Annotated in this window: 12 protein-coding genes; 3 read left to right on the plus strand and 9 right to left on the minus strand. The window is 67.3% G+C overall.

The annotated features are described in order from the left end of the window. Window positions 1–66 precede the first annotated feature (66 nt). Together yqeC and LDH66_RS14160 are read right to left on the minus strand one after the other, a co-directional pair. Window positions 67–786 (minus strand): selenium cofactor biosynthesis protein YqeC, encoded by a 720-nt coding sequence (gene yqeC / locus LDH66_RS14155; RefSeq protein WP_226481716.1) that lies wholly within the window; start codon window positions 784–786, stop codon window positions 67–69. A gap of 82 nt (window positions 787–868) precedes the next feature. Beyond that, the gene (locus LDH66_RS14160; RefSeq protein ID WP_226481717.1) at window positions 869–1,141 is read right to left on the minus strand and encodes a DUF8113 family protein; all 273 of its coding nucleotides are present in this window, start codon (window positions 1,139–1,141) and stop codon (window positions 869–871) included. A gap of 275 nt (window positions 1,142–1,416) precedes the next feature. On the opposite strand from LDH66_RS14160, the gene LDH66_RS14165 reads away from it, so the two are divergent. The 3 genes from LDH66_RS14165 to fdhF all read left to right on the plus strand — a co-directional run bounded on the left by LDH66_RS14165 (window position 1,417) and on the right by fdhF (window position 7,761). Then, window positions 1,417–2,706, plus strand: a complete 1,290-nt coding sequence (locus tag LDH66_RS14165; RefSeq protein WP_226481718.1) for an L-lactate MFS transporter — start codon at window positions 1,417–1,419, stop codon at window positions 2,704–2,706. A gap of 193 nt (window positions 2,707–2,899) precedes the next feature. After that, window positions 2,900–4,423, plus strand: coding sequence for an NADH-ubiquinone oxidoreductase-F iron-sulfur binding region domain-containing protein (locus tag LDH66_RS14170; protein ID WP_226481719.1), 1,524 nt, complete (start codon window positions 2,900–2,902; stop codon window positions 4,421–4,423). Further along, window positions 4,420–7,761: a formate dehydrogenase subunit alpha gene (gene fdhF, locus LDH66_RS14175; RefSeq protein WP_226481720.1), complete on the plus strand. Its 3,342-nt coding sequence runs from the start codon at window positions 4,420–4,422 to the stop codon at window positions 7,759–7,761. The genes LDH66_RS14170 and fdhF overlap by 4 nt, the downstream gene beginning before the upstream one ends. 171 nt (window positions 7,762–7,932) lie before the next feature. On the opposite strand, the gene LDH66_RS14180 is transcribed toward fdhF, so the two are convergent. The 7 genes from LDH66_RS14180 to LDH66_RS14210 all read right to left on the minus strand — a co-directional run bounded on the left by LDH66_RS14180 (window position 7,933) and on the right by LDH66_RS14210 (window position 17,019). Next, a complete protein-coding gene (locus LDH66_RS14180; RefSeq protein ID WP_226481721.1) occupies window positions 7,933–9,081 on the minus strand; it encodes an FAD binding domain-containing protein in 1,149 nt (382 codons plus the stop codon). A gap of 68 nt (window positions 9,082–9,149) precedes the next feature. Then, complete coding sequence (locus tag LDH66_RS14185; protein ID WP_226481722.1) at window positions 9,150–9,476, minus strand: hypothetical protein; 327 nt, start codon at window positions 9,474–9,476, stop codon at window positions 9,150–9,152. Window positions 9,477–9,600: 124 nt separating this feature from the next. After that, window positions 9,601–10,932 (minus strand): outer membrane protein assembly factor BamB family protein, encoded by a 1,332-nt coding sequence (locus LDH66_RS14190; protein ID WP_226481723.1) that lies wholly within the window; start codon window positions 10,930–10,932, stop codon window positions 9,601–9,603. Between the two features lie 130 nt (window positions 10,933–11,062). Beyond that, a complete protein-coding gene (locus LDH66_RS14195) occupies window positions 11,063–11,719 on the minus strand; it encodes a MaoC family dehydratase (RefSeq protein ID WP_226481724.1) in 657 nt (218 codons plus the stop codon). Between the two features lie 384 nt (window positions 11,720–12,103). Then, window positions 12,104–12,931, minus strand: coding sequence for an alpha/beta fold hydrolase (locus LDH66_RS14200; protein ID WP_226481725.1), 828 nt, complete (start codon window positions 12,929–12,931; stop codon window positions 12,104–12,106). 97 nt (window positions 12,932–13,028) lie between these two features. Continuing rightward, window positions 13,029–14,606 (minus strand): uracil-xanthine permease family protein, encoded by a 1,578-nt coding sequence (locus LDH66_RS14205; RefSeq protein ID WP_226481726.1) that lies wholly within the window; start codon window positions 14,604–14,606, stop codon window positions 13,029–13,031. 178 nt (window positions 14,607–14,784) lie between these two features. After that, window positions 14,785–17,019 (minus strand): VWA domain-containing protein, encoded by a 2,235-nt coding sequence (locus tag LDH66_RS14210; RefSeq protein ID WP_226481727.1) that lies wholly within the window; start codon window positions 17,017–17,019, stop codon window positions 14,785–14,787. Window positions 17,020–17,045 lie beyond the last annotated feature (26 nt).

Genomic DNA, 17,045 nt, shown 5'->3' on the forward strand with positions numbered 1-17,045 from the left:
CAGGCCGGAGGGCTGGGGTACCGGGAACTGGGAACTGGGAACCGGGGACCGGGGCCGGGGGCGATCCTACACGACGGCCACGAGCGGCCGTTCGGCACGCATCTCGGCGAGGACGACCCGCGGGACGTCCGCTCGCTCGTGGATCTCCGCAGCGACGCGGCGTCCGGTTTCCTCGAGTTCCTCGTCGTCTACCATATTGATGAGCGGAATTACCGTCGCGTCGTCCGGAACGTCCTTGCAGCCGCCCTGATCACTGGCCAGGACGGTCGCGACGTCGGCCGGTCGGATCTCGTCGCCAGGGTCCAGGCCGGTCAGCGCCGCTACCCGCTGGACCCGGTGAACGCGATCCTCGGTGAGCGGCTGTCCGACCACGTGCGCGCTCGCGATCGAAACGATCGTCGAAGCGCTCTCGGGAAGCTGTGGCTCCCGCTCGTTCGGGGCCTTGAACCGGCGCATTCTTGCGCCATCCGCTTTGACGAGCACAGGTACGTCGAGGTCCGAGAGCTCGGCGACTGTCTCTCTGTCGTATCCGAGGTAGCGGTCCTCCCGTTCCCGTTCCGGAACGACACCGAGGGGCCAGTCAGCGGCCGCTTCGACCGCAGCAACCGGGTTTTCCGTGACGACGACTCGATCGACCCAGTCGTCGAAGATGGGAATGCGAACGGTGGCGGTGACGACCGTGCGCTCCAGCGCCGCCGCGAGCGTCGCCATCGTCGTTTTCTTCCCGCCCGCCCCGACGACGCAGGTCGTTCCGCGCTGGGCCTCGAGTGCCTCGACGACGTCCATACTGATGGCAACGGACCGCCGGTCATAACGGTTTACGTCCAGTCGCCGGCCGAGCGAGGGACGGCCGCACCGCCGAACCGATTCACCGGAGTTCCATCTCTTCGGCGCGTTCGGCGGCGAGTTCCGCGATCTCCTCGACGCTGCTGTCGGAGCGGTCCGCGAGGACGCGCGTCAACATCCCGAGCTGGATCGCCGCGGCCTCGCGGAGTTCGGCCGCCTCTTCGGTGTCGTTGCCCAGGTAATACTCGTGGCGGCCGTCCTCGTGGACGAGGCCGGCGTACACGGAGCGGAGATCCTGCTCCGTGATCGCTGCGGCGGCTTCCGTCTTGACTTCCTCGAATTGCGGGTTCGCCATACACCGACCGCCGTTCCCGAGGGACTAAACCGATGGGATCCCGCCCGCGATTCGACCGGTGTCGCTCTCGGTTGGTCGAGTGAGCGATTCCCGCTCACACATGCGGTGACCTCCGTTTGGCACCGCTATCTCGAGACGAAATGTCATACGGACTTAGTAATTTTGTGAAAATATATACAAATGCTCTTGCTTGGTGCTTCAAAATGTGAGAACTTAATCGCTTGCCGGCAAAATTTATAAAGTGTTAAAATGGGGCGTTCGCACATGATCGGTGTATGTCAGAGGCAGACGCAGAGAAGAACCGATGGCTCATCGCTCTCTCCGCCATCGCGATCCATCTGTCGATCGGATCGATCTACGCGTACAGTGTCTATCAGAATCCGCTGCAGGATCTCAACGGGTGGAGCATCTCCGACGTGACGTTCGCGTTTACCGTTGCGATCTTCGTCCTCGGTATTTCGGCGGCGTTCCTCGGGAAGTACGTCGAGAAGTACGGCCCGCGGAAGGCCGGACTCGCCGCGGCAGTGATGTTCGGCGGGGGGACGATACTCGCAGGCGTCGCGATACAGGCCGGGAGTTACATCGGCTTCCTCGTCACCTACGGGGTACTGGGTGGTGCCGGACTCGGTCTCGGCTATATCGCACCCGTCTCGACGCTCGTCGAGTGGTTCCCGGACCGCCGCGGCATGGCGACCGGGATGGCGGTCATGGGATTCGGTGCCGGCGCGCTGATCACCGGCCCGGTTGCACAGGGGTTGATGACGTCGCTGAGCATTCCCATGAACTTCTACATCCTCGGTGCGGGTTACTTCTTGGCGATGGCCCTCGGCGCGAGCTACATCCAGAAGCCGCCGGCCGGCTGGGTTCCCGAGGGGATGGATCCCGACGAACTCGAGGACACCAACAGCAAGGGCGTCACTGTTTCCACTGACCTAGCACAGCTGACGGCCAACGAGGCGATCAAGACCAAGCGGTTCTGGCTCGTCTGGCTTGCGCTGTTCATCAACGTCTCCGCCGGGATCATGCTCCTCTCGGTCGCCTCGAACATGACCCAGGAGATCACGGGTGCGTCGGCGGCACTCGCCGCCTCGATCGTCGGAGTCATCGGCGTATTCAACGGTGCCGGTCGCATCCTCTGGGCGAGCGCCTCGGATTACCTCGGTCGGACAGCGACCTACGGGACGTTCTTCGGCATTCAGGTCGTGGCGTTCGCGCTGATGCCGAACATCTCCAACGTCTGGGTCTTCGCAGCGTTCATGTTCGCTATCGTCACCTGTTACGGCGGCGGCTTCGCTTGCCTGCCCGCGTATCTCGGTGACCTGTTCGGAACGAAGGAACTCGGCGCCATTCACGGCTACTCGCTCACCGCGTGGGCGCTTGCCGGCGTCGCCGGCCCGACGCTCGTCTCGGAGATCGTCGAGCGGACTGGGAGCTACTCGCTGTCGTTCTACATCGTCGCCGCTACGCTCCTCGTCGGCGTCGGATGCATGCTCCTCCTGCGCTTCGACATCAACAGCATCAAAACGGAAAACCAGGACACCGCCGGACAGCCGGCACTGGACTGAGAGACGATACGGGCGCTCGTAACGGCCGGATCTGTTTCGGATTGCGTGCGTCAGTCGAGACGCACTCTCAGCCCTGAAACGCGACCACGTCCGTTGTCGCGTCGAAAACATCGTCGGCAGTACGGGCCGGCGATCGCATTGCGGTCTCCAGCAGAGACGTACACTGAAATACCTCGAATACGAGACGGCATCGATGACTGATATCACACCCGCGGTCGAGCGGTCACCGGTCCTCAGGATCGCGACCGATCCGACTACAACCGGCCGCGAAACCGCATACGAAACAGCACGTAGCATAGCCGACTCCGTTCCAGTCGTCCGGACTGGACCGACCGGAACCACCGCGTTCGACCCGCTAGTACTCGCTACCGTCGACGGGCGAACGGCCTTCCACCCCGATCCGGACCGCGAGGCGATCGCGAACATCGTCAGTGCGCTCGAGACGGGCGAACTACTGTCCGACGACGCCGCCGCGGTCGTCGAACACGAGCCGGAAACGCGTTCGCTTCCCGTCCCCGAAACCGGCCCGCTGGCCGCCGGACGGCGCGACGTCCTTGGGCCGTGCGGGTGGGTCAACCCGCTGGCACCGAGCGACTATGATCTCGTCTCGCCCGAGCGTGACGCGAGCGCAGTCAGCGATAGCGGCCTGCTCGGACGCGGTCGCGGCGACGCGGCCGCGGACGAGGCCGTCGGCAAGACGTGGGCCGAGATCCGCGAGACCGACGGCGACCCAGTCGTCGTCGTCAATGCCAACGACACCGACGACAGACAGCGTATCGACCGGACGCTGCTCGAGAGCGCCCCGATCGCCGTCCTCGACGGAATCGCGGCGATCGCCGACCACGTCGGTGCAGCGGACGCGGTCCTCTACGTCAACGAGATCGAGACGGATCTCCACCGCCACCTCGACGCGGCCGTCGACGCGGCCGCCGACGACCTCCCGGTCGTCCCCCAACTGGTCGCCGGTCCGGACGAGTACCGCGCCGGCGCGCCGACCGCGGCGCTCGAGGCACTGGAAGGAAACGACCGGATCGAGCCGCGAATCCAGCCGCCGTCACCGTCAGTTCACGGACTGTACGGCCGACCGACGGCGGTCCACTCCGTGCGGACGGTGCTGCAGGTCCGGCGGGCGCTGCGGGACGAGACGCCGACCGACGCGGGCGAGCGCGACCCCGGTACTCGCCTGTTCACCGTCACCGGCGACGTGGCGGCACCGGCGACCGTCGAACTCGCGTCCGACGACGCGCTCGAGACCGTCCTCGACGCCGTCGCGGTCGACGGGTCGGTCAAGATGGCCTGCGTGGGCGACGTCTTCGGCGGAATCACCCGGACGCTCGACGTTGACGCGACCCGGAGCGGGCTGGCCGGCGCCGGCCTCGGGACGGAGGGCGTGGTCGAGTTGCTGAACGACGACCGCTGTGCGGTCGCGACCGCCGGCGAGCGGGCGCGGTTCGCCGCCACCGAGAACAGCGGCCGCTGCGTCCCCGGCCGCGAGGGGACGAAACAGCTCACCGAACTCCTGCGCGACGTCTATCGGGGATCGCTCGACCTCGAGAAGATCCGCGAACTCGGTCGCACGATGGAGCGGTCGAGCAACTGCCGGATCGGCGCGCACGCGCCGCGTCCGGTGACGACGGCGATGGACGAGTTCGAGCCGGAGTTCCGCGCGCACGCCGACGGCCGCTGTCCGAGCGGCACCTGTTCCGAGAAACTATGAGTACGAACACGAACGCGAACGAGACGCTTCCAGGCGTTCCAGACCTCACCGATCCGCAAGAAGAGACGCCGGTCACGGCCGAATTCGAGACCGGGACCGCGAACGATCCGGACGTCGGCACTCGCGACGCCGAGCCGACGACCGTGACGGTCAACGGCGAGCCGGTGACCGTCCCGCCGGGCTCGACGGTCATCGACGCGATGCAATCGCTCGACGACGACGTCGTCAGCGTCGACCCCGGTGCGGACGGCGTCGAAGACGACGCCGATGTGCCCGCGCTCTGTTACTACGACCGAGACGGCGACTGCAGCGACGAGATCGGGCCCCGCAGCGAGTGTCGGACCTGTATGGTCGAGACCGAGGAGCACGGGATGGTCCCGTCCTGTTCGTTCCCGGCGGAAGACGGGCTCACCGTCGAGACGGACACGCCCGACGCCGAGGAGAGCCGCAGCGTCAACCTCGATCTGGTCCTCTCGAATCACAACCTCCGGTGTACGACCTGCAACGGCAACGGTCGCTGTGAACTCCAGAGCGCGGCGATCAGCGAGGACGTCGACCACCCGCGCTACGGCGTCTTCGACGAGCGCGACCAGTACGAACCGCTCGACGACACCTCGTCGTTCATCCAGATCGACCGCAACAAGTGCATCCTCTGTAACCGCTGCGTCGACGGCTGTAACGACGTGCAGGCCGAGGGCGTCCTCCGCATCGAGGGCCACGGCGAGGACACGCGCATCGGCTTCCAGTCCGACGCCGAGACGATGGCCGACTCCGACTGCGTCTCCTGTGGCCACTGTTCGACGGTCTGTCCGACGGGCGCGCTGACGGAGAAGGGGATCGGCGGTGCCGCGACCCTCCCGCTGCCCGGCTTCACCCAGCGCAACTCGATCGGGAACGTGATCGAACACGAAGACGCGGAGACGCTCGACGACACGACGTCGCCCAACCGATCGCCCGCGCCGGGCGGTGACCTCACGGTCGGGACCGGCGCGACCATGAACGGCGGGCAGCGCGGCGTCGCCGGCTTCATGGAGCAAGCGAAACGGAAGCTCGGCAAAGCGGCCGGCGACTACGGACGGAAGGCGTTCCTCGCCGGCGAGCACACTGCCGAATCGATCGCGGCGAACACCCTCCCCGAAGGCTACCTGTTCGACATCGCCGACGCGGTCAGCGACTACCGGCTGAGCAAGGTCGATAAGGCGGAGACGACCTGCGGGTTCTGCGCCGTCGGCTGTCGCTTCGAGATGTGGGGCAAAGACGACGAGTCCCTCGGCGTCGTGCCCGTCGACGACCCCGACGACGCGCCCGCGAACAACTTCTCGACCTGCGTCAAGGGGAAGTTCGGTCACGAGTTCGCCAACAGCGAGAACCGGCTCACGACGCCGCTCGTCCGCAACGACGCCGGCGAGCTCGAGGAGGCCACGTGGGACGAAGCGCTGGACCTCGTCGCGGACCGACTCACCGAGATTCGGGACGAACACGGCGTCGACGCCGTCGGCAGTCTCGCGTCCTCGAAGGGGAGCAACGAGGAGGCCTACCTCGTCCAGAAGTTCGCCCGACAGGTGCTCGGCTCCAAGAACGTCGACAACTGCGCGCGACTCTGTCACTCCTCGACGGTCGCGGCGCTCCAGCAGACGATCGGCTTCGGCGCGATGACCAACCGCATCAACGAGGACGTCGGCGAGGCCGACGCCTACCTCATCAGCGGCTCGAACACCACGGAGTCCCATCCGGTGCTGGCGACGCGCATCAAGCAGAACGTCAGGGACGGCGCAGACCTCGTCGTCTTCGATCCGCGGAAGGTCGGCATCGCCGAGCACGCCGACCAGTACACTCGGACCACTCCCGGCTACGACGTGACGTGGCTCAACGGGATGATCCGGTACATCATCGAGAACGACCTCCACGACGAGGCGTTCATCGAACGCAACACGAAGAACTTCGAGGACCTGAAGGAGAAGGTGCAGGCCTTTACGCCCGAGAAGGTCGAGGAACTCGCCGGCGTCTCACCCGAGGAACTCGCCTCGGCCGCCGAGACGCTCGCCGAGGCCGACTCCGTCGTGTTCGGTTGGGCGATGGGGATGACCCAGCAGAGCACCGGGACGGACAACTTGCTCGCGATGGCCGACCTCGCGCTCGTGCTCGGCCAGCTCGGCAAGCCGGGCGCCGGCCTCTCGCCGTTCCGCGGCCAGAACAACGTTCAGGGCGGCGGCGGAGACATGGGGACGCTCCCCGGCAGTCTCCCCGGCTATCAGGACCCGGCCGACGACGACGTCGGCGAGAAGTTCGCCGCGGCTTGGGGCGAGCGCCCGCCTGAAGAGCCCGGCCTCAAAGTGCCGGAGATGCTCGCGGAGGCCCACGAGGGCAACCTGCAGGCCATGTACGTCGTTGGCGAGAACCCCGCCCTCTCCGAACCCGACGTCGATCACGCCGGCGAGGCGCTCGCTGACCTCGAGTTCCTCGTCGTCCAGGACATCTTCATGACCGAGACCGCCGAGCACGCCGACGTAATCTTGCCGGCGGCGACCTCGCCGGAGAAACACGGCACGTTCACCAACACCGAGCGCCGGATCCAGCGGGTCCGGCCCAGCACCGAGCCGCCGGGGAAGGCGAAGCAGGACTGGGAGATCACCCAGGCGCTGGCCCGCCGGCTCGGCTACGACTGGGACTACGACCACCCGAGCGAGATCATGGACGAGATCAGCGACCTCGCGCCCATCTACGGCGGCGTGAGCTACGACCGTCTCGAGGAGGGCGAGGAACACGGCCTCCAGTGGCCCGTTCCCGACGAGGACCACCCCGGAACGCCCTACCTCTACGACTACGAGGAGGGTAACTTCAACTTCGACGACGGGAAGGCGCGGTTCGTCCCCGCCGACGGCGGCCACCCCGGCGAGCTTCCGGACGAGGAGTTCCCGCTCACGCTCACGTCCGGCCGAGTACTCTATCACTGGCACACCGGCCAGATCACCCGCCGCGTCGAGGGACTGATGAGCCACGTCGGCGAGAGCTTCGTCGAGATCCACCCCCAGACGGCCGCCGACCTCGGCGTCGAAGACGGCGAGTACGTCCGCGTCGAATCCCGGCGCGGCGAGATCGTTGTCAAGGCCCAGGTCACCGAGCGCGTCGGCGAGGGAACGCTGTTCATCCCGATGCACTTCGCGACCGGCGCGGTCAACAAACTCACCCAGGAGACGTTCGATCCGCAGGCCGGCATCCCCGAGTACAAGATCTCGAGCGTCCGGCTCGAGGCGCTCGGCGCGGAGACCGACGAGACGGTGTTGCAAACGCCGGACGTCGGCTCGAGTAGCGGTCCGCGCATCGCCGGCGACGACTAGTCGCGCCGCGACGCGAATTTTATCACGTCTTTTTTGGAGCGGTTTCGCAATGCCGCTCGAGGGAAGCGGGGATTCCCGAAACCGAAAGTGTTCCTTTCAGAGCGATCGTCGTCCCGTCTCTCGGCTTGATTCGATCAGCCTCGAGAACTGCTGTGACTGCTCTCGGGCTATTCAGGAGCCGAGATCTAACCGCTCGTCCCCCATCCGTTTCCCGCGATGGACGAGTCGGGTCCCGTAATCGGTCCGATCGTCGTTCCACGTCGACAGCGCCGAATCGAGCGAGTCGCGACGCTCGAGCGCCTCCGCGAGCCGGACGGAATCCCCGGCGGCCTTCGCGGTTCCGGCCGCGGTGTGCGGCCGGGCAACGAACGCGGCATCGCCGAGCAGGCACACTCGATCGACGGTCATCTCGGGAACGGTAAGATCGTAAATCGCCTGCACGAAGGGCGCTCTCGTCGCCTCCACGACGGTCGTAAACACTGGCGGGAGCAGCGCCGCCGCTCGAGCGCGCTGCCGATCCGCGACCGAATCGCGGAGGGTTCCGGGCGGAACGGTAACCGTCCGCTCGACTCCATCGGCGCCCGTGAAAACCGCAGTCCGGTTCCGATCCTCGAGCGTGTCGTACCAGACCCAGTTGAGCCGCCGTTCGCCGGGCGCGACGCTGCCGTCGTCGCCGGGAATGAAGTACGCCAGAATCAGCATATTCGGCCCCTGGTAGAAGGTGAAGGTGTCGTCGAACGAGTCGACGGCGTCCGCCGGAAGCTCGTCCTCCGGGACCACGCCGCGCCAGGCGACGTACTCCGCGAACTCGGGTTCGACACCGGGGAACAACTGTTCGCGCGTAGCGGACTGGCCACCCTCGGCGGCGACCAGCAGGTCAGCGGTTCGCTCCCCGCCGTCCGCGAACGCCGCAGTCGCCGTCTCTGGGTCGACCGCGCTCACCTCCGTTCCCGTCTGGTACCGTTCATCCGGAACGGCGTCGCGAAGCCGTCGGTAGATCGCGTCCCACGACGTGAAGACCATCGAATCGGGGCTCGTGGTGTCGACGCTCCCGTCGCGCGCGAGGAACCGCCGTTCGCTCGCGGTCGTCGTCATCTCGGCCGGCTCGGCGACGTCGCGGCGCTCGAGGAACCGACGGACGGTCCCTTGGGCGACGATTCCGGCTCCGCGACCGCGGAGTTCGCCCGTCGATTGCTCGTAGATCGTCACGTCGTGGCCGGCCCGCCCGAGTGCGATCCCGGTGAAGAGACCACCCATCGAGCCGCCGGAGACGGCCACCTCGAGCGAGTCCGTCGTCTGATCGGAGCGGCGCTGAGACACGGATGGATCTCGCCGCTCGAGAGCCGAAAGGGCTCGGTTCGGGACGGGACGCCCGCCTGGCGTTCCGTCTAGTCGCCGGCCGCGTCGCTCGCGAGCCACGACTCGAGGCGATCGACGACGGCCGCGGCGACGGCCTCGCCGATGCGGTCGGGTGAGTCAGAGAGGTCCCAGACGTAGTCGCCGCGCTGCGTGACGGTCACCCAGTCGACGTAGCCGCGGCGATCGAGTTCGACCAGGAGGTCTTCGAACACTGATTCGTCGAGCCGACAGTCGAGCGCGCCTTCGATCGATTCGGCGAGCTGGGGCGTGGTCGCGACGAGCCCGTTCTCGAGGCTGCTATCGACGGTCGCGGGGCCGGTCGTCGGTGTCGGCGGGGAGGGCGGCCGATCGGTCATGGTCGACCACTGGTTGCCGCCTGTGTCGTAATAGTTCTGATGGTAGTCGCCGACGAGCGATGGTCGGAGGGAACGGACTGTCACCGACTCGGACGAGAGACGAACGATAGTCCCTCGGACGGACTCACTCCGCGGCCACGAGCTTGTAGCCGCCGCCGTCGTCGTCGATCCCCTCGTCGGACGCGTCCTCGCCGTCCTCGGGCGGGTTCGGGGCGCGTTCGGCGTAATAGATCGCGCCGTCGATCACGCGCGGCGTGCTCGTCACGTTGCCGCCGCCGTCGACCGCCCAGACGAGGTCGCCGGTCCGTTTCTCGAGCGCGTAGAGGCCGGTGTCCTTCGATCCGACGAGCACCCGCTCGTCGGTGACGGTCGGACAGCCGATAAGCGCCCCGTCGGTCTCGAACGACCAGTGTCGCTCGCCGGACTGCGCGTCGAGCGCGTACAGGTTGCCGTCGTGGCTCCCGATGAAGACTGTGTCCAGGACGGGATCGAGCGCCGGTCCCGACATCACCAGATCGCCCGTCTGGAACGACCAGTCCTCGGTGCCGTCCGCGAGGTTCACCCGGTAGACGCGATGGTCCCACGAGCCGAAGTAGGCTCCGCCGTCGTAGGTCGCGATGGGGCCCTTGATCTGGTTGCTCCCGCTGTCGTCGGTCTCGAACGACCACTCGAACTCGGGGTCGGGATAGGACCAGCCGTAGAGGATGCCGTCGTTCGACCCGCAGACCAGCCGCCCGCTCTCGAGGTCGAGCGCCGGCGTCGAGTGGGGGTGGTCGGTCGGCCGATGCTGCGGATCCTCCCAGACGACGGCCCCGTCGCTCGCGTCAACGATGAACGTGCTCCCTTCGGGGTCAGGGTATTCGACCGCCATGACGAGGTGCCCGTCGTGGTAGAGCGGACTCGAGCCGATAGAGCCGCCGAGTTTCGTCTCCCAGTCGATATCGCCCGACTCGGCGTCGACGGCGTAGAGCACGCCGTCGTACGCGCCGACGTAGACCCGGCCGTCGGCGACGGCCGGCGTGCCGTGGATTCCCCGCCCGTCGGTGTCCGTTCCGGTCCGCCAGCGCTCCTCGCCGTCGGCGTCGAGGGCGACGAGATGACCGGTGTCGCCCGGAAAGACGAGTCCGCCGTCGGGCAGGGGGACGGCGCTCGCCTTCGCGGCGGTGTGCGATCCCGTGTTGAGTCGGTCGAGCCGCCAGTCCCGCGTTACGTCGTCGGGAACCGTGGCCTCGGGGTAGTACCCCCAGCGCTCGAGGGAGCGCCTGAACTGGACGACGCCGTCCGGAACCGTCTGTTCGAGCCCGGTGTCGACGCGCGGAATGGCGTCTCGTTCGATTCGGCCGAGACAGCCCGCCAGTCCGGCGGTCGCGGTGACTGCGCCGACGGCCGCTCGGAGGACCCGTCGCCGACCGTGGGTCCGCTCGAGCGCCCCCGACGCGTGTGAATCGTCTGTCATTGCGAGGACCGTCTCGCTCGAGCGGTACCTGTTTTGTGTTGTCGGCGTGAGAAACAGCCGCCAATCTCTCCTATCGTCTCGCGAGACGAGACGCCGCGTGCAGACGCTCTCCGGTTCGAACGGTCGACCGTTACTCGTCCGGCAGTTCGTTGATGATAACGACGGCCTCGCCGTCGATGACCGTCTCGTCGTCCTCGCCGACGACCGTCGTGTGCAACCGGTATCGGTCGCCGCCGAGGTCCTCGACGATCTCGCACTCCGCGGTGACCGTCTCGCCGATCCGGACCGGGCCCGTGAACTCGAGGTCCTGTGAGAGGTAGACCGTCACGCCGGGGAGTCGGGCCAGCGCGGCGCTGATCGTCCCGGCCACGAGCGTGCCGTGGGCGATCTGTCCTCCGAACTGGGTGCCCTCGGCGAAGTCGGACTCGAGATGAAGTCGGTTCGTGTCGCCGGAGACGCGCGCGAACGCGCTCACGTCGGTGTCCGCGATCGGCTTACTGAAGCGGACGTAATCGCCGACGCCGAGCGAGTCGTAGTCGTCCGTCGAGCGTTCCATGACCCAGTGTTCGTCACCGAACGCGACTTCGGCCGTCGGTGACGGCGTCGTCGTATCGACCGGCGGCTCCGTCGCGGACTCGTCTCCCGCCGCGGAACTGAAGCCCATCGCGGCGAGGAGCGCGTTGTTGGCCTCGACGTAGCTATTGACGACGTGTTTCGAGATGCTGGTCCACTGGTCGGTCGCCGGGGTCGCGTCGGCGCTGTCGGTGTCCGGACATTGACTACTCATAGGTTTGGATGTGGCAACGAACCGTTCGACGGGAGTTGCGATTCCGGATTGGGCTAGTACGGTCGCTGCCTTTGTGGTATCGCCAAAGTATATTGGGCGACTGACGATAACTGTCCCGAGCGCTGATCGATTCTCTCGCCGCTACGCCCTATCCATTTAGTCTGAAAACGGCGTGCGTACCCGACCCATGCCACTGCGCAGCCGATCGCGGCGGTGGAACGGCGACTCGAGGCGCTCGGGCGTTTCAGTCGATGGAGACTCGAGACCGATCGATGGACACACGGAAGCGCTCGAGGGGACTGTGACCGCTCGACGGCCAGCGTGACTGCTCGAGCGATATTCGGCCGAAAGACCAGTATGCCCCGCAGACGCCCACCCCGAGGCCTAGGCTGCGGGGAGGTCCGCGAGAAAGTCGGCCGCGATCTCGTTGAACGCCTGCGGGCGGTCCTGATTGACGAGATGGCCGGAGTCGGCGAGTTCGAGCTGGTCGCCGGTCGCGACCGCCGACGCGATCTGTCGGCCCTGTCGCTTGACCAGCGGGGCCTCCTGCTCGCCGTGTATTACCATCGTCGGCGTTTCGACACCGGTCAGTTCGGGCGGATCGTAGCGATAGAGCGCGTCGAAGATCTTCCGAAACTCGGTCGCGGAGATGTCGCCGACGTCCTCGATCGCCTCGGCCCTGGTCTGGGGGTCGACCGATAACCACCGCTGGCCGGTCGTCGCCTGAATCGAACACAGCATCGACCGGAACGTTCCCGCCGAGCCCGAGAGCGACAGCGACGTGGACAGCGCCGGCAGCGGCGACCAGAACGATTTGACGCCCGTCGGCATCTCGATCGGGGGCATCGATCGCACTGCGCCGCCCAGAATCGCGCCCGTCGCATCGTCGGGATGGCGATCTATGTACTCCTGGACGACCATCGACCCCAGCGAGAGCCCACAGAGGACTGGCCGCTCGATCTCGAGCTTCGAGAGCAGGGCCTCGAGGTCGTCGGTGAAGAGGCCGATCGAGTACTCGTCCGGGTCGGTCACGCCGGTCTTGCCGTGACCTCGAACGTCGAGCGTGACGACCCGATACTCCTCCGCGAAGCGTTCGACCTGCGGTTCCCAGGCCTGGCCGTTCATCCAGCCGCCGTGGACGAACACCAGCGGCGGGCCGTCACCGCTCGTCTCGTACCAGATGGTCCCGTCCGCGAGTTCGAGTTCTGCCATACACTCCCTGCGGCTCGCTCGCTCTTACAATGCCGGGTTGCGTTTGACGTATTGCGAGACTGTCAAAACGACCGTTGACTCGCGGCCGGCCTCGCGGTCAGTCGTCAGTGCGCGTCTCGGGCCGAACCCAGCGGTCCCAGAACGAGTCGAAGTCGGCCTCGTCTTCGGTGATCCGGTCCCACGCCGCCAGCCCGCGCTCCTCTCGAGAGCCCGGAACCGTGTTGTCGAGGACGAGCGCGGCGAGGCCGCCGACGGCCATCCCGGTCGAGCCGATGATGAAGACGGTGTCGACGACGGCCTGTGCAACGGCTTCGATCCAGATCGAACCGGGCCCGCTCGCGCCGCCCAGCGAGTCGACCGTCGCCTCAAGCCCGACGGCCTCGCGGAACGCGAGCGTGCTCTCGAAGTTGCCCATGTACGCCGGAATCGCCAGCCCAACGAAGAGGGCGAAGCCGATGATGAAGGTGTTGCGCGAGGAGTCGAGATCGACGTGGCGCAGGTTCGAGATACCGACGGCGACGATCTGGCCGAACATGGCGATGAAGAGGCCGCCGACGATCGGGTCGGGGATCGTCGCGATCAGTTGGCCGAAGTAGCCGATGAAGCCGACGAATAACATGACGACGGCTCCGATCTGGACGACGTACCGCGAGGCGACGCCGGTCAGTCCGATCGCACCGATGTTCTCGGAGTAGGAGGTCGATCCGGCGGTCCCCATCACGCCGGAGAAGACGTTCATCAGCCCCTCCATCCCGATGCCGTGGTTGATCCGCTTTCCGCTCGGGGCGCCCGAGCCCGTGATGTTCGCCACCGCGTAGTAGTCACCGATGCTCTCGACGATCGAGGCCAGCACGCCGGCGAACATCCCGACGACGAAGGCGGTCGTCACCTGCGGCACGCCCCACTGGAAGGGGTAGATCGGCAACAGCATCCGGGTGTCCGCGACCTGCTCGAAATCGACGAATCCCGGATGACTCCCCCCGATGACGCCCGCCACCGACAGTGCGGCGGCGACGACCCAGGCGATGACGAGCGCGAGAATGACCGGGTACAGACGGAACGCCTTGTGTCTGACGTCGAGATACTGCGAAAACAACAGAATGAGGCCGAGCGTGAGGCCGAGCAGCCACCAGCTCTGGTCCGGCGTCGTGATCTGCGGTGCGCTGAACAGCGATAGCCCGATCAGTGCGATCGTCGGCGCGATGACGACCGGCGAGAGGAACCGACGGAGTTTCCCGACCAGTCCGAAGTACCCCATCGCGACCTCGACGACCGCAGCGACAATGATTGCCCCCTGTAACTGCAGCAACGCGGTCTCCCAGCCCGCGCCGCCGGAAACGCCGCCGGCGGTGACGACGCCGACGATCGCTAGCGCGGGTGCGAGCATCGAGAACGGCGCGCCCTGGACGATCGGGTATCGGTTCCCGAACGTCGTCTGGGCGAGCGTCGCGATCCCCGAGACGACGAAGAACGTGCCGACGAATCGGGCGGTAACGCCGTTCGGCATCCCCATCGCCCCCGCCAGTATCAACGGGACCGCGATGTTCGCGCCGACCATCGTCAAATAGTGCTGGATCCCCAGCACCATCGATTCGCCGAGCGGCGGCTGTTCGTCGATTCCGTACTCGATATCGTCACCGACGGACTCGTCGGCGACTGGCTCGTCCCCCGTCATCGATTCTCGTCGGATAACGACGGAGGGTGTTCAAAGGGGTGTTGGTCCGCCCCCGCCGGCCCCGTCCGTGGGCCGTCGTACCGTCCCAATTCAGCAGTGTGTCTCTCCGAACGCGCGGAGTCAGGATCGACTCGAGCACGCCACACGTCTCCCCGCGGGGCCTACCGCTGGGGCTCGTCTACCGCTGGGCCCCGTCCGCCGCGGTCTCGGCGGCGGCTCGGACAGTCTCGACTGAGAGCGAGTCGAGATCGACCAGTTCGCCCTCGGTCTCGCTCGCGACCAGTTCCGAGAGGCCGGCGCGGGAGTCGTCGCCGGCGTCGACCACGATCACTCGAGCGTCAGTGGTCGCGAGCGCTCGAGCCGCCGTCCGCGTCGCGTCCGTCGGACTGCCATCGGCGACGTTCGCCCGTCCGTCGGTGACGAGGACGACGACCGAGGCGTCGGTATCGGCGCGCTCGAGCACTCGCCTCGAGGTCTCGAGTCCCGCGGGAAGCGGCGTCCGGTCGCCCGAGGGGAGGTCCTTCAGGTGGCGGGCGGCCAGCGAGACGCTGTCGGTCGGCGGGAGCAAGACGTCGGCGTCCTCGCCGGCGAAGGCGACGAAGGAGACCTGATCGCGGTGTTCGTAGCTGTCTCGCAGGAGTTCGAGGACGACGCCTTTCGCGGTCTGCATCGCCGGTCGCATCGAGGCGCTGGCGTCGACGGCGAAGACGATCGTCACCGAGGTGTCGCCGGTGCGGACCGACTGCCGGAGGTCCCGTTCCCCGACCCGCGACTCACCGCGGGACGCGGCCGACCGGACCGACGCCGCGGCGTCGATCGACCCCTCGCCCGAGGCGGGTTCAGTGCGGACGCGAGCGCCCCGGTTGTCCGTGCTCGGGGCCGTGCTCGCCCGCGATCCCGCTCCGGCCGCGCTCTCGTCGCTTTTGGCGGTCGGCGTCTCGAGGTCAGGAGCCCGCGCCTCGCCGACCTCGGCCCGTCGCTGGCCGGGAACCAGCGGCTGGGCGGTTTCGTCCGCTTCGTCGTCGTCCGGCGACTCCTCCGAGTCCGACTCAGAGTCTCGGTCGCTCGAGTCGTCGTCCGGGCTTCCCTCACCGGCCTCGGCGGGCGACTGATTCGGCGACCCCGGCTCCTCGCCGCCTTCCGGACGGCGCTCGGATCCGGAGTCGTCGCCGTCGCCACCGTCGGATTCGGAATCACTGCCGTCGCTGGCCTCGTCATCGTCCGCGTCGTCGCCTCCCTCGTCTCCGTTTCCCTGGTCGCGATCGCCGCGTTCGTCGCCGTCCCCCTGTTCGGGTTCGGAGTCGCCGTCTTCGGCCTCGTCGCCGTCGCCCTCGTCCGCATCGCTCTCGTCGTCTCCGTCCCCGTCGTCCGGCGACTCCTCGTCGAACCGGTCCTCGAGCAGGTCGTCGAGATCGGGTTCGTCCTCGAAGGGCGTGCTCCGGAGCCGGTGGGGGAGGGCGTAGGTCGCGGCCTCGTGAATGTCGGACTCGATGACCGTCTCGCGGCCCTCGAGCGCGGCCAGCGTCATCGCCGTCCGAGCCATCGCCACGTCGCCGCGGTGGCCGTCGACGCCGGCCTCGAGACAGAGTTCGGCGATCTCCGCTTTGAACTCGGAGGGAAGGTCGACGCTCGAGCGGCGGTCTCGGGCCGCGGCGAGGTCGTCCCGCACGGTCTCGACTTCGTCGGCGTACTCCGTTCTCGGGTCGGGACCGGTACCGCCGTCGGCCTCGAGCGCGCGATCGATGATCTCGACGCGGTCGTCGATCTCCCGGCAGCCCTCGACGCTGGCCTGGAGGGCGAAGCGATCCCGCAACTGAGGTCGCAGGTCGCCCTCCTCCGGGTTCATCGTCCCGATCAGGGTGAAGTTCGCGGGATGGGAGACGCTGACTCCGTCGCGCTCGACGGTGTTGACGCCGCTGGCGGCCGAGTCGAGGATGACGTCCACGAGGTGGTCGTCCAGCAGGTTGACCTCGTCGACGTAGAGGATGCCGCGGTTCGCGCGGGCCAGCAGGCCGGGATCGAAGTCGGCCTCGCCGGCCAGCGCGTCCTCGACTGAGAGGGTGCCGACGACCCGGTCGCGGGTCGCGCCCAGCGGCAGGGTGACGAGCGGAACCGGTCGCGTCTCGACCGGCAGGTCGTCGGGGTCGCGGTCGCGGCAGTCCGCACACTGCAGGTCGGGGTCGTCGGGCGAACAGCCGTACGGACAGTCCGCGACGGCCCGCTGGTCGGGCAGGAGATCGACGAGCGCCCGAACGGCGGTCGACTTCGCGGTCCCCTTCTCGCCGACGATCAGGGCCCCATCGAGGCCGTCGTCGGCCGCGACGGCGAGCAGCACGCGCTTCAGATCGTCCTGTCCGACGATCGCCGGAAAGGGGAGTGACGACAGCTTTTTGCCCCCGGCGTTTGCAACCATACTTGAGCTAATACAACAGAGGTTTA

The organism is Natrinema amylolyticum, assembly GCF_020515625.1.
Lineage (GTDB): Archaea > Halobacteriota > Halobacteria > Halobacteriales > Natrialbaceae > Natrinema > Natrinema amylolyticum.